The sequence below is a fragment of the Pantoea sp. SOD02 genome (genome assembly GCF_024707505.1).
Taxonomy (GTDB): domain Bacteria; phylum Pseudomonadota; class Gammaproteobacteria; order Enterobacterales; family Enterobacteriaceae; genus Pantoea; species Pantoea symbiotica.
This window is the reverse complement of the sequence record NZ_CP102604.1, coordinates 3249865-3263459: the sequence shown is the minus strand read 5'-3', so window position 1 is coordinate 3263459 and position 13595 is coordinate 3249865. Positions and strand designations below refer to the sequence as shown.

The following is a 13595-nucleotide window of genomic DNA, read 5'->3' as shown; positions in this document are numbered from 1 at the left end:
ATGAACAGAAACGATAACCACGGCTTCACCTTGCCCGAACTGTTATTGGTGATGGTGATCGCCGGCATACTCAGCGTCGGTGCGCTGCAAGGCTGGCAGCGCTGGCAGCAATATCAACAGCTGCGCGACAGCGTACTGCAACTGCAGGGGTTTCTGCTGCGCCTGCGCGCCCATGCCAACTGGCACAATCGCGATCTCACACTGTGGCTACAAAGCGGTGAAAACGGTTGTCTGGGCGCGGGAGCCAAACCGGCAGAAGGCTGCGCATTGCCCTCGCGCTGGTTATTTAAACCGCCGCACGACAGTGTGCGCATTGTCGCCATCACCGGTGACGTCGGTTTTTACGGACGGCGTGATGTTGCGCGTCCCGGCAGCATCGATCTCGCCAGTGCGGCGGGGCGCTGGCGCTTAATCATCTCCGCCAGAGCGCGCATTCGTGCCTGTCAGCCGGGAGAGAAAGGATGCGAATAGCGCAAAGTGGATTTAGCCTGCTGGAGATGCTGATTTCCATGGCGATAGGCGCGGTACTGATGGTCAGCGTCGGGCGTTTTTTACCGCTGCTGCTGGAGCAGAATTTGCGCCTGCAACAGCGCGTGCAATTGCAGCAGGAGCTGCAGCAGATCGCCAATACGCTGCAAAAAGCGCTGCGCCGTGCCGGCTATTGCCACGGCCAGTGTAGCGGTTCAGCGTTAACGATCGCCGCCAGCGGCAGCTGCGTTTTACTGCGCTGGGATGAGAACAGCAACGGGCGTTGGGAAGGCGTGGGCCACAGCGAAAGTGACTATTACGGCTATCGGCTGCGCAGCGGACAGCTTGAAATGCAGCGTGGCGTGGATGAGTGCAACAGCAGCGGCTGGGAGAAACTCTCCGATCCAGCGTTTCTCACCATCGATGCCTTTAAGCTTGAACGGCAGGGAACGCGTCTGGTGCTGCAACTGGCGGGACACGCCAACAGCCAAAGCGTAGAGCTGGAAAACTGGATCGAAGGAATCAATCTGTGAAGCAGCACGGCAATAGCACGCTGGGCATGGTGCTGATGATGTTGCTGATGGGCGGATTGACGCTACACACCACGCGGACTCAGCTTTCGCAAAGCATGGTATTAGTGGCTGACGAGCAGCTGCACAGTCAGGATTTCTGGCAGGCGCAGGCGGCGTTAGAGTGGGGCAGCGTGCAAAACTGGCCGCAGGCCACCGGCTGGCAATGCCAGCAATGGACAGCAGAGCAGTGGCAAAGCTGCCTGCTACGGATGGAGGATGACAATGCGTTGTTATCGGGACATGGAGAAGGGCGCGGGCTGTGGCTCTATCGTTGGGTATCAATCCCCAACACGCAACCACAGCGGCAAGAGCATGGCTGGATCGATTACTGTCCGCTGTCGCAGCCAACGCTGTGTCAGCCAGAAGCAGCAGGGTTTTAGCCTCGCGGAAACACTGGTGGCGATGCTATTGCTGGCGATGACCATCAGCACCTTGCTGCAATATCATCGCGCGCTGGCGCTGGGTTTTAGCCAGCAGTGGCAGCAGCGTCAGGCGTGGCGTGTTGCCGGTCAGGCGTTGCTTGGACGTGACGTTGAGGGATGGCAGAGTCAGCGCCAACAGCAGAGCCTGGCGGGCGGCTGTACGCTGGAGCGCATTACGGTTAGGGGTCCACAACAGCGTTCCGCCTCACTGGCGCAGCTCAATTGCCACTAGCGGTAGGCATCGCAGGTGATAAACGGTAGAGTGGCTCGGCTGCGTTGTTGTCTTGTGTTTAGGAGAAATATGTTCCGGGTCTATCACTCAAATCAGCTTGATCTGTTGAAGAATCTGGCAGGAATTCTGATTGAAAATCAACCGCTGGCCGATCCGCTGGCGGCTGAGCAGGTGCTGGTACAAAGCCCAGGCATGGCGCAGTGGCTGCAAATGGAGCTGGCCAACAGTTTCGGCATTGCCGCCAACATCGATTTCCCGCTGCCTGCCAGCTTCATCTGGAACATGTTCGTTAAGGTGCTGCCCGATATTCCTGAAGAGAGCGCCTTCACCAAAGCCAGCATGAGCTGGAAGCTGATGCATCGCTTGCCAACTTTGCTGGAGCAGGACGCTTTCCAGCCGCTGCGACACTACCTCAATGATGACGACGACAAGCGAAAGCTGTATCAGCTCAGCGCCCGCGTTGCTGACCTGTTTGACCAATATCTGGTGTATCGCTCGGACTGGCTCAACAGCTGGGAGCGCGGTGAACTGATTGATGGCTTGGGCGAATCGCAGCAGTGGCAGGCGCCGCTGTGGTGCGATCTGGTCAACTTTACCGAAAGCCTGGGTCAGCCGATGTGGCATCGCGCTAATCTCTATGCGCGCTTCATCCAAAAGCTAGAACAGGCGCAAACGCCGCCGCCGGGTTTGCCACAGCGCGTGTTTATTTGCGGTATTTCCGCGCTGCCGCCGGTCTATCTGCAGGCGCTGGAAGCGCTGGGCCGTCACATTGATATCCATCTGCTGTTCACCAATCCCTGCCGTCACTATTGGGGCGACATTCAGGATTATGCCTTCCTGGCGAAGCTGCAAAGCCGCCAGCGCCGCCGCATACAATCGGATGAGCTGCAGCCGCTGTTCCGCGATCCAGCTAGCGCGTCGGCATTGTTTAACGATATCGGTGAGCAGCAGCTGACCAATCCGCTGCTGGCGTCATGGGGCAAACTGGGGCGCGATAACCTGTTTCTGCTGAGCCAGATGGAATCTGCCGCTAACGATATTGATGCCTTCGTTGAGATGCCACAAGACAATCTGCTGCATAGCTTGCAAGCAGATCTGCTCAATCTGGACGATAGAGCGGTCATTGGCCTTAATGCGGGAGAATTGGCGAACAGCGCCGAGAAACGCAAGCTGAATCCAGAAGATCGTTCCATCACGCTGCAGGTGTGTCATAGCGCTCAGCGTGAAGTCGAAGTGCTGCAGGATCATCTGCTTACGCTGATGGAAGAAGATCCCGAACTCAAGCCGCGCGACATCATCGTGATGGTAGCGGATATCGACAGCTACGCCCCTTTTATTCAGGCCGCTTTTGCCAGTGCACCGAGCGAACGCTATTTGCCGTTCGCCATTTCCGACCGCCGCGCCAGTCAGGCGCACCCGGCGATTCTGGCGCTGCTCAGCTTGCTGTCGCTGCCTGAAAGTCGCTTTACCTCCGAAGATGTGCTGGCGCTGCTTGAGGTTCCCGCATTAGCGCAGCGCTTCTCGGTGGATGAAAGCGGGCTGCGACTGCTGCGCCGTTGGGTGATGGAATCCGGCATTCGCTGGGGATTGGATGATGCCAGCGTGGAAGCGCTGGCGCTGCCGGTAACCGGACAACACACCTGGCGCTTCGGCATACAGCGCATGCTGCTCGGTTATGCGCTGGAGAGCCGCAACGGCGACTGGCAAGGGATTCTGCCGTATGACGAATCCAGCGGTTTGATCGCTGAGCTGGCGGGTCATCTGGCCGAATTGCTATCGCGACTGGAAGAGTGGCGTGCGCGTCTGGCAGAAGAACGTACGCTGGCAGAGTGGCAGCCGCTGTGTCGTGAGCTGATTGAGTGCTTCTTTAGCGGAGACGCCGAAAGTGAAGCCGCGCTACTGCTGGTTGAAACCCAGTGGAAACAGATTATCGAACAAGGCATGCAGGCGGCGTATCAACAGCCGATTCCGGTTACGCTGCTGCGTGATGAGCTGCGTTCACGCCTCGATCAACAGCGCATCAGCCAACGTTTTCTCGCCGGACCCATCAACTTCTGTACGCTGATGCCGATGCGTTCGATTCCCTTCAAAGTGGTGTGTTTGCTGGGCATGAACGATGGCGTCTATCCGCGCACCTTAGCACCGCTTGGTTTCGACCTGATGCAGCAACAGATGCGCAAAGGCGACCGCAGCCGCCGCGATGATGACCGCTATCTGTTCCTCGAAGCGTTGATCTCGGCGCAGCAGCAGCTCTATATCAGCTACATTGGCCGGGCGATTCAGGACAACACGGAGCGCTATCCATCGGTATTAGTGAGCGAGCTGGTAGATTATCTGGGACAAAGCTTCCGTCTGCCGGGTGATGAGGCACTTGAACCCGATATCAGCGAGCAACGCGTGCGCGAACATCTGCAAAAGCTGCATAGCCGCATGCCGTTTGCCGCAGAAAACTTCCAACCGGGCGCACCCGGGCAAAGCTTTGCTGCGGAGTGGCTGCCAGCGGCCAGCGGCAGCGGCGTGGCACAACCTGATTTTGTGCAGCCCTTGCTGCCTGCACCGTTAGAAACCTTGTCGCTGGAGCAACTGCTGCGTTTCTGGCGTCATCCGGTGCGCGCCTGGTTCCAGCAGCGCTTGGGTGTGGCTTTCTGGATGGAAGAGAGTGAGCTGCCCGACAGCGAACCGTTCGCGCCTGATAGCCTGGAACGCTACCAAATCAACGCCCAACTGCTGAATACGCTGGTCAATGGTGACGATCCGGCGCAGCTGTATGCGCGTCACCGCGCCGCAGGCAATCTGCCTTACGGCGCGTTCGGGGAACTTTTCTGGCAGAGCCAGACCGAAGAGATGCAGGAAGTGGCAGCCGAGGTGAGCGGTCAACGCCAGCCTGCCGAAAGTTGGGAAATCAATCTAACGCTCGGCGCAGTGCAATTGACCGGCTGGCTAACGCAGGTGCAAGCTGATGGCCTGCTGCGCTGGCGTCCGGGCGTGCTGAACATGAATGATGGCCTGCTGTTATGGCTGGAACATCTGGTGTATTGCGCATTGGGCGGCAGCGGTGAAAGCCGCATGTACGGCCGTAAACAGAGTCACTGGCGCTTCGCGGCGCTGCCTGCTGAACAGGCGCTGTCGCTGCTGAATGAGTATGTTGCGGGTTATCAGGCCGGACTAGTTCAGCCGCTGATGCTGCTGAATAAATCCGGCGGCGCCTGGCTGGAAGCCAGCTTTGATAGCAAGTCGCAGCAGTTGCTGGAAGATGAAGCAACGCAGAAAAAGGCACTTAACAAATTGCTGCAAGCCTGGCAGGGTGGTTTCCAGGTGGAAGGCGAGGGCAGCGATCCCTATCTGCAACGCCTGAGTCGCTCATTGGATGATGATGCCGTGCAGGCGATAACTGCCGCCGCACGCCAATGGTATTTGCCGGTGCGCCTGGCGCATCAAAATGATGAATAGCAAGGGAATACGGCCTCGTTTGAGGTTGTTCCTGACACGATAAGAAAGTTTGTCTATTTCACCGCTGGGCACACAGTCAGCGGAAAAGGGTAACGTAAGGGGTTTAAATGCGGATTTACGCACGCTGGATTGGAGCGCTGCTGCTGAGCACGTTAGCGCTGAATGCCTTTGCCGATACCGATCGCGGCTGGCAACCCATCAATGACACCATTCGTAAAAGCGATCACGATCCACGCAGTTACCAGGCGATTACGTTAAACAACGGCATGACCGTGCTGCTGGTCTCGGATGCCGAAGCGCCTAAATCATTGGCGGCGCTGACCTTGCCGATCGGTTCGCTGGACGATCCTAATCAGCAACTGGGTCTGGCGCACTATCTCGAACACATGGTGTTGATGGGTTCAAAGCGTTATCCGCAGCCTGATAATCTCGCCGAATTCCTGAAAAAAAATGGCGGCAGCCACAATGCCAGCACCGCGTCGTATCGCACGGCGTTCTATCTGGAAGTGGAAAACAGTGCGCTGCAGCCAGCGGTAGACCGACTGGCCGATGCGATTGCTGAACCGCTGCTCGATCCGGTTAATGCCGATCGTGAACGCCATGCGGTCAACGCAGAACTCACCATGGCTCGCTCACGCGATGGCTTGCGCATGGCGCAGGTGGGCGCAGAAACCCTTAACCCTGCGCATCCGGGTTCGCGCTATTCCGGCGGCAACCTCGATACGTTAAGTGACAAGCCGGACAGCAAATTACATCAGGCGCTGACCGATTTTTATCACAGCCATTATTCCGCCAATCTGATGAAGGCGGTGATCTACAGCAACAAACCGCTGCCCGAGATGGCCGACATTGCGGCACAAACCTTTGGTCGGGTGGCTAATCATCAGACCACCGTGCCAGAGATTGACGTGCCGGTGGTGACCGACGCGCAGAAGGGCATCATTATCCATTACGTGCCCGCCCAGCCGCGCAAGCAGTTAAAAATTGAGTTCCGCATCCCGAACAACAGCGGCCAGTTCCGCAGTAAAACCGATACGCTGATCAGCTACATTCTCGGCAATCGCAGCAAAAATACCCTGAACGACTGGCTGCAAAAACAGGGGCTGGCGGATGGCGTTAGTGCAGGTGCTGACCCAATGACCGAGCGAAATAGCGGCGTCTTTGCTATCAGCGTCTCGTTAACCGACAAAGGTCTGGCGCAGCGCGATGAAGTGGTCGCTGCAGTGTTTAATTACCTCGATATGCTGCGCAGCAAAGGCATCAGCAAAGAGTACTTTGATGAAGTCTCCCACGTGCTGGCGCTGGATTTCCGTTATCCATCAATTACCCGCGATATGGATTACATCGAATGGCTGGTGGATACCATGCTGCGGGTGCCGGTTGAACACACGCTGGATGCGCCGTATCTGGCCGATCAGTTCGATCCCGCCGCAATCAAAATGCGCCTTGATGAAATGACGCCGCAGAACGCGCGTATCTGGTACATCAGCCCGCAGGAGCCGCATAACAAAGAGGCCTACTTTGTGAATGCGCCGTATCAGGTGGACAAAATCAGCGACGCCCAGTTCAGCGACTGGCAGCAACGCGCCGCGCAGCTTCAGCTATCGATGCCCACGCTGAATCCCTACATTCCTTCGGATTTCTCCATCATTCCCTCCGATGGCAAAACCTACGATCATCCGGTAGCACTAACCAATGGCGACAGCATGCGTATTTACTGGATGCCAAGTCAGATGTTTGCCAGTGAACCGAAAGCCGCTATCACCCTGGCGCTGCGTAACAAATCGGCGATTAGCGATGCGCGCCAGCAGGTGCTGTTTGGCTTGAATGACTATCTCTCCAGCCTGGCGCTGGATGAATTGAATTCGCAGGCCTCGGTTGGCGGCATCAGTTTCTCCACCGGGGAAGATGATGGCATCGTGTTTAGCGCCAGCGGTTTTACCCAACGTTTGCCGGAATTGCTGAAAAAGCTGGTGGAAGGTTACGCCACCTTTACGCCGGATCAGCAGCAGCTGGAGCAGGCCAAATCCTGGTATCTGGATCGACTGGAGGCGGCAGAGAAGGGCAAAGCGTTTGAACAGGCGATTCAGCCGATGCAGATGTTGTCGCAGCTGCCGTACACCCAGCGTGAAACGCGCCGCAAACTGGTGAAGGACATCACGCTGAAAGAGGTCACCGATTACCGCGATGCGCTGATTCATCATGCAACGCCAGAGATGATGGTGGTGGGTAATCTCTCCGCCGATCGCGTGAAACAGCTCGGCGATGAACTGCAGCAGCAGTTGCAGAGCGATGGTCACGGCTACTGGCACAGTGATTATGTGACGGTGGATAAAGCGATGAAGGCCAACCTGCAAAAAGCCGGCAGCAGCACCGATTCGGCGCTGGCCGCGCTGTATGTGCCGTTGGGCTACAGCGAATATCAAAGCATGGCCAATAGCACCATGCTGAGCCAGATCGTCCAACCCTGGTTCTACAACCAATTGCGCACCGAAGAGCAGCTCGGCTACGCGGTGTTTGCGTATCAGATGCCGATTGGTCGCCAATGGGGCATCGGTTTCCTGCTGCAAAGTAACAGCAAGCAGCCGGCGTTCTTACTGCAACGCTTCCAGGCGTTTTATCCGCAGGCGGAACAGCGTCTGCGCAGCATGAAAGCGGAAGATTTTGCCCAGTATCAGCAGGCGCTAATCAACGATATGAAGCAGCGCCCGCAAACGCTGGATGAAGAGGCGAACCGCTTTAACCGTGACTTTAAACGTCAGAACTTTGCTTTCGATACGCGTGAAAAAGCGATTGAGCAAATTCAGCAACTGACGCCAGCCGGTCTGGCCGACTTCTTCCATCAGGCGGTCTTAGCACAAACAGGCATGGCGATGATTTCGCAGATTGGCGGCAGCCATGATGGCGCGACCAAAGATGACTACGCACAGCTGCCGGCCTGGACCACATGGGATGAGGTCCAGAAGCTGCAGCAATCGTTGCCCGTGAAGAGTGACGCGCAATGAGTCTGCTACCTGAATCGCTCAATCCTCTGACGCTGCCGCTGCGCGGTGAGCGTCTGATTGAGGCCTCAGCCGGAACCGGTAAAACCTTTACCATCGGGCTGCTCTATCTGCGGCTGTTACTGGGATTGGGCGGAGAACATGCTTATTCGCGTCCGCTGTCGGTAGAAGAGATTCTGGTGGTGACCTTTACCGAGGCTGCTACCGCTGAGCTGCGCGGGCGTATTCGCGCCAACATTCACGAGCTGCGGCTGGCCTGCCTGCGCGGCGTCAGCAGCAACCCGATGCTGATGCAGCTGCTGCAGGAAATTCCGCAACCCGCCGATGCCGCTTCGCTGCTGCTGGCCGCTGAACGCCAGATGGATGAAGCCGCCATCTTTACCATTCACGGCTTCTGCCAGCGCATGCTGAATCTCAACGCCTTTGAGTCCGGCATGCTGTTTGAACAACAGCTGATTGAGGATGAACAGCTGCTGCTGCGCCAGGCGACCGCCGATTTCTGGCGTCGTCACTGCTATCCGCTGACGCTGGATGTCGCGCGGGTGATTGTCAGCGAATGGAGCGGCCCAGAGCAGTTACTTTCCACTTTGCGTCCGTGGTTGCAGGGCGAATCGCCCAGCCTGCGTCTGCCGCCTGCCGACAGTGAAACTCTGGCTTCGCGCCACAGCGAAAATCTGGCGCGTATCGCCGCGATGAAAGCGCAATGGCTGGCGGTGGGTGAAGAGGTGCTGACGCTGGTGGGGCAATCCGATGTGGATAAGCGCAGCTACAGCAGCAAAAATTTGCCGGTCTGGGTCAACAAAGTCAGCTTCTGGGCGCAGAGCGAAACGCGTGATTATCAGGTGCCTGCCGAACTGGCGCGCTTCGGTCAGCGCATGCTTGAAGAGAAGACCAAAAAGGGCAATCCGCCGCATCACACTGTGTTTGACGCCATCGACACGTTCCTTGCCCAACCGCTGTCGTTGCGCGATCTGGTGATTGCGCGCGCGCTGGTAGAGGTTCGCGCTGCGGTGCGCAAAGAGAAACGTCAGCAGGCACTGTTGGGTTTTGATGACCTGCTGAGCCGCCTCGACGAAGCACTGCAACAGCCGAGTGGTGAGCAGCTGGCTCAGGCGATTCGCCAGCGTTTCCCGGTGGCGCTGATTGATGAGTTTCAGGACACCGATCCGCTGCAATACCGCATCTTCCGTACGCTTTACATCAATCAGCCAGCGCATGCGCTGCTGCTGATTGGCGATCCCAAACAAGCGATTTACGCCTTTCGTGGCGCGGATATTTTTACCTATATCCGCGCGCGCAGTGAAGTCAGTGCGCACTACACGCTGGACACCAATTGGCGCTCGTCACCAGCGATGGTTAACAGCGTCAACCAGCTGTTTGCACGCCTCGACGCGCCCTTCCTGTTCGCCGAGATCCCGTTTCTGCCGGTGCAGTTCGCGCCACCGAACCAGCCGTTGTCTCTTAGCATCGATCAGGTTGAGCAAGCGGCGTTACGCTTCTGGCTGCAGCCGGGCGAAGGCTGCAGCGTTGGCGATTATCAACAACGTATGGCGCAGCAGTGTTCGGCCGATATAAGTCGCTGGTTGCAGGCCGGGCAGCAGCAGCGCGCGATGTTGGGCAAAGCTCCCAATTTGCGGCCGGTACAAGCCTCTGACATCACCGTGCTGGTGCGCAGCCGTAACGAAGCCAGCCTGATTCGTGAAGCGCTGAATCTGCTGGGCATTCCGTCGGTTTACCTGTCGAATCGCGACAGCGTTTACACCACGCCTGAAGCGCGTGAGCTGTTATGGCTGTTGCAGGCGGTACTGGCGCCGGAGCAGGAGCGTATGCTGCGCACCGCGCTGGCAACTTCACTCTTTGCCTTTGATGCCTCGCAGCTGGATGCGCTGGATCAGGATGCGCGCGGTTGGGATGAACTGGTGGATACCTTTGCCCGCTGGCAGCTGGTGTGGCAGCAGCGTGGCGTCTTGCCGATGCTGCGCGAGATGATGCTAGAGCGCCAGCTGGCGGAAAATCTGCTGGCCTCGGAGAACGGTGAGCGTCGGCTGACGGATTTACTGCATCTGGGCGAACTGCTGCAGGAAGCGGCTGCACAACTGGATAGCCCGCATGCGCTGGTGCGCCATCTGGCACAGCAGATCGCGCGTCCGGACAGCCAGTCTGCCAGCCAGCAGCTGCGTCTGGAGAGCGATCGCCATCTGGTGCAGATCGTCACCATCCACAAATCTAAAGGCCTGCAATATCCGTTAGTGTGGCTGCCGTTTGCCGTCGGTTTCCGCGAGGCCGATACCGCGCTCTATCACGATCGTGAGAACTTTGACGCGGTGCTGGATCTGCAAGCCGACGAGGAGAGCCTGGCGCTGGCCGAACAGGAGCGTCTGGCAGAGGATTTACGCCTGCTCTACGTGGCGTTGACCCGTTCGATCTTTCACTGCAGCGTCGGCGTGGCACCGCTGTTTCGCGGCACGCGCAAGAAAGAGGGCGAGAGCGATTTGCATAAAAGCGCGCTCGGTTTTCTGTTGCAGCGCGGCGAAGCGGCGACGGCCGAACAGCTCGGTGCGTTACTGCATGACATGGACGCGGCGGGCACCGATGTGGTGCTGGCAGAAGATATGCAAGCCGAGCGCTGGCAGGTTGAGGCTATCGCTGATAGTGAATTGGGCGCGCGATCCGTAACACGCGTGCTGGCCGATCCGTGGCGCGTCACCAGTTATTCCGGTTTGCAGCAGCACAGTTCTCATCGTCTGCTTGAGGTGATGCCGAATTTTGATGTGGAAGCGGCAGGCGAAGAGGAGCGTGAAGAGGAAGGCGAAGCGGCGCTAACGCCACATCACTTCCCACGCGGTGCTGCGCCGGGAACGTTTTTACATGAGCTGTTCGAATCGCTGGATTTCCCGCAGCCGCCTTCCGAAGAGATGTTGGCGCAACATCTGCAGCAAAACGGCTATCCGCTGCACTGGCAGCCGATGCTCAGCGCGTGGATTACGCGCGTATTGAGCACGCCGCTCAACGCACAGGGCATTCATCTGGCGCAGGTGCAGAGCAGCGATCGTTTGGTGGAGATGGCGTTCTATCTGCCAATTGACAACGTGCTGACCGCGCATGAACTGAGCGCGTTAATTTCTCAGGATGCGTTATCGGCGCAGGCCCCACCGCTCGATTTCCGTCAGGTGCAGGGCATGCTGAAAGGCTTTATCGATCTGGTGTTCCGCTGGCAGGGCAAATATTACCTGCTGGATTACAAATCCAACTGGCTCGGCGACAGCCATGAAGCTTACACGCCGCAGGCAATGGAGCAGGCGATGATCGACCACCGCTACGATTTGCAGTACCAACTCTACACGCTGGCGCTGCACCGCTATTTACAACATCGCGTGCCGGATTACGATTATGAGCAGCATTTCGGCGGCGTGTTTTATCTGTTCCTGCGTGGCATGGACGGCAGTTCGCCAGACAACGGCGTGTTCCACACCCGTCCGACGTTCGATTTTGTTTCACAACTGGATAGCCTGTTTCGCGGGCCGGGAGCGACAGCATGAGCGGTATGACAGCGCTTTTAGCACAGGCGGCTGAGCTGCGTTTGCTGCGTTCGCTGGATGTCCAGTTCGCTCAACTGCTGGCCGATGACGAGCAACCGGCGCGTTTGCTGTTGGCGGCGTGCCTGAGCGCGGAAGCGGGAGATGGGCATGTCTGTTTGCCGTTATCACAGCTAAGCCGCGACAACCTGTTTAAAGGGCGTCATGCGGAGCTGGCGCAGGCCATCTGGCAAGCGGCGGGAGAACCGCAGGATTGGCCTGCCATTTTAGGCGGCTGGTCGGCGCTGAGTAGCAGCGAGCAAGCGGCGCCCATCGTGCTGAGCGAAGATCGTCTCTATCTGCATCGCCTTTGGCACAACGAAGGGCAGGTGGCACGCTTCTTTCTGTCACCGTCGACAGCACAACCTTTTGCGGCTGAAGAGGTGCGGCAAGTGCTGGATCAGCTGTTTGGCACCGAGCCGGATAACTGGCAGAAGATTGCGGCGGCGGTGGCGCTAACGCAGAAAACTGCAGTGATTTCGGGCGGTCCCGGCACCGGTAAAACCACCACGGTAGCAAAACTGCTGGCGGCGCTGATCCGTCTCAGTGAAGGCGCGTTACGTATTCAGTTGGCTGCACCAACCGGCAAAGCGGCAGCGCGTCTTACCGAATCGCTGGGCAAAGCGCTGCAAAAGCTGCCGGTGAGTGAGGCGGAGCGGCAGCGCTTTCCTGCCGACGCCACCACGCTGCACCGCTTGTTGGGCGCGCAGCCGGAAACGCAGCGCCTGCGCTATCACGCCGGGAATCCGCTGCATCTGGATGTGCTGGTGGTGGATGAAGCCTCAATGGTCGATCTCGGCATGATGGCGAATCTGATTGCCGCATTGCCAGCGCAGGCGCGCGTGGTGTTCCTTGGCGATCGCGATCAGCTGGCGTCGGTGGAAGCGGGCGCGGTGCTCGGTGATATCTGTCGCTGTGCCGAAGCAGGATACAGCCCGATGCGTGCTGCGCAGCTGAGCGCGCTCACCGGCAGCGAGGTAGCGGGTATCGATGACAGCAGCGCGCCCGCCGTGCGCGATGCGATTTGCCTGCTACGCAAAAGCTACCGCTTTGACGCCAACTCCGGCATTGGCCAACTGGCCGCAGCGGTTAATGCCGGTGATGCAAAGGCGGTTGAAGCGGCATTCCAGGCCGGGTTCAGCGATATCAGCCGTAAACCTCTGCAGGATGCGGAGGCGTATCAGGCGATGCTGACGGAGATTGCCGCCGGTTATCAGTCTTTCCTGAAACTCATCAGTCAACGTGCGGATCCTGCTGAGATTATCGCAGCGTTTGGCCGTTATCAGCTGTTGTGCGCACTGCGTGAAGGACCGTTTGGTGTGCAGGGATTGAACCAGCGTATTGAGCAGAAACTGATGCAGTTGCAGCTGATTCGTCGTCCAACCGGCGGCAGTCGCTGGTATCAGGGACGTCCGGTAATGGTGACGCGTAACGACAGTGCGTTGGGTCTGTTTAACGGCGATATTGGCATCACGCTGTTTGACGAGGAAGGTCTGCTGAAAGTGTTCTTCCCGTTGCCGGATGGCAGCATTAAAGCGGTGCAGCCGAGCCGATTGCGGACGCACGATACCGCGTGGGCGATGACGGTGCATAAATCGCAGGGTTCGGAGTTTGATCACACGGCGCTGGTGATGCCGGCACAGTTTCTGCCGGTGTTAACGCGCGAACTGATTTATACCGCGATTACCCGCGCACGTAAGCAGCTGACGTTGTATAGCGATGACAGCGTGTTCCGTCGCGCTGTGCAGTTGCGTACCCAGCGACGCAGTGGATTGCTGGAGCGGTTGAGCGGGGAGTAAATGTGGTGCGGTGATGGACCTGGTCGGCATGAATGCCGACCCTACGGGGAAGGGGTTTTGTAGGGGCGCCATTTA

At 58.1% G+C, this 13595-nt stretch carries 8 protein-coding genes; all 8 read left to right on the top strand.

All coding sequences use genetic code 11. The features are described from left to right. On the top strand, positions 1-471 hold the full coding sequence (locus NR302_RS15175) for a prepilin peptidase-dependent protein (protein WP_036649761.1): 471 nt from the start codon (positions 1-3) through the stop codon (positions 469-471). Beyond that, entirely contained in the window at positions 462-1001 is a 540-nt protein-coding gene (locus NR302_RS15170) for a prepilin peptidase-dependent protein (RefSeq protein ID WP_258143835.1), read from the top strand. Before NR302_RS15175 ends, NR302_RS15170 begins: the two co-directional genes overlap by 10 nt. After that, entirely contained in the window at positions 998-1420 is a 423-nt protein-coding gene (locus NR302_RS15165) for a YgdB family protein (RefSeq protein WP_258143834.1), read from the top strand. Before NR302_RS15170 ends, NR302_RS15165 begins: the two co-directional genes overlap by 4 nt. Further along, on the top strand, positions 1353-1694 hold the full coding sequence (locus NR302_RS15160) for a prepilin-type N-terminal cleavage/methylation domain-containing protein (protein ID WP_258143833.1): 342 nt from the start codon (positions 1353-1355) through the stop codon (positions 1692-1694). The genes NR302_RS15165 and NR302_RS15160 overlap by 68 nt, the downstream gene beginning before the upstream one ends. A 69-nt stretch (positions 1695-1763) precedes the next feature. Then, positions 1764-5144, top strand: coding sequence for an exodeoxyribonuclease V subunit gamma (gene recC, locus NR302_RS15155; protein WP_258143832.1), 3381 nt, complete (start codon positions 1764-1766; stop codon positions 5142-5144). A 107-nt stretch (positions 5145-5251) separates the two neighbouring features. Beyond that, positions 5252-8149: a pitrilysin gene (ptrA, locus tag NR302_RS15150; RefSeq protein WP_258143831.1), complete on the top strand. Its 2898-nt coding sequence runs from the start codon at positions 5252-5254 to the stop codon at positions 8147-8149. Beyond that, positions 8146-11685: an exodeoxyribonuclease V subunit beta gene (gene recB, locus NR302_RS15145; RefSeq protein WP_258143830.1), complete on the top strand. Its 3540-nt coding sequence runs from the start codon at positions 8146-8148 to the stop codon at positions 11683-11685. Before ptrA ends, recB begins: the two co-directional genes overlap by 4 nt. Then, complete coding sequence (recD, locus tag NR302_RS15140; RefSeq protein WP_258143829.1) at positions 11682-13520, top strand: exodeoxyribonuclease V subunit alpha; 1839 nt, start codon at positions 11682-11684, stop codon at positions 13518-13520. The genes recB and recD overlap by 4 nt, the downstream gene beginning before the upstream one ends. The last annotated feature ends 75 nt before the right edge of the window (positions 13521-13595 follow it).

Bases quoted from the DNA above. Each gene is read 5' to 3' on its own strand.
- NR302_RS15175 (WP_036649761.1), top strand. From the start codon at position 1: ATGAACAGAAACGATAACCACGGCTTCACCTTGCCCGAACTGTTATTG.
- NR302_RS15170 (WP_258143835.1), top strand. From the start codon at position 462: ATGCGAATAGCGCAAAGTGGATTTAGCCTGCTGGAGATGCTGATTTCC.
- NR302_RS15160 (WP_258143833.1), top strand. From the start codon at position 1,353: ATGGCTGGATCGATTACTGTCCGCTGTCGCAGCCAACGCTGTGTCAGC.
- recC (WP_258143832.1), top strand. From the start codon at position 1,764: ATGTTCCGGGTCTATCACTCAAATCAGCTTGATCTGTTGAAGAATCTG.
- ptrA (WP_258143831.1), top strand. From the start codon at position 5,252: ATGCGGATTTACGCACGCTGGATTGGAGCGCTGCTGCTGAGCACGTTA.
- recB (WP_258143830.1), top strand. From the start codon at position 8,146: ATGAGTCTGCTACCTGAATCGCTCAATCCTCTGACGCTGCCGCTGCGC.
- recD (WP_258143829.1), top strand. From the start codon at position 11,682: ATGAGCGGTATGACAGCGCTTTTAGCACAGGCGGCTGAGCTGCGTTTG.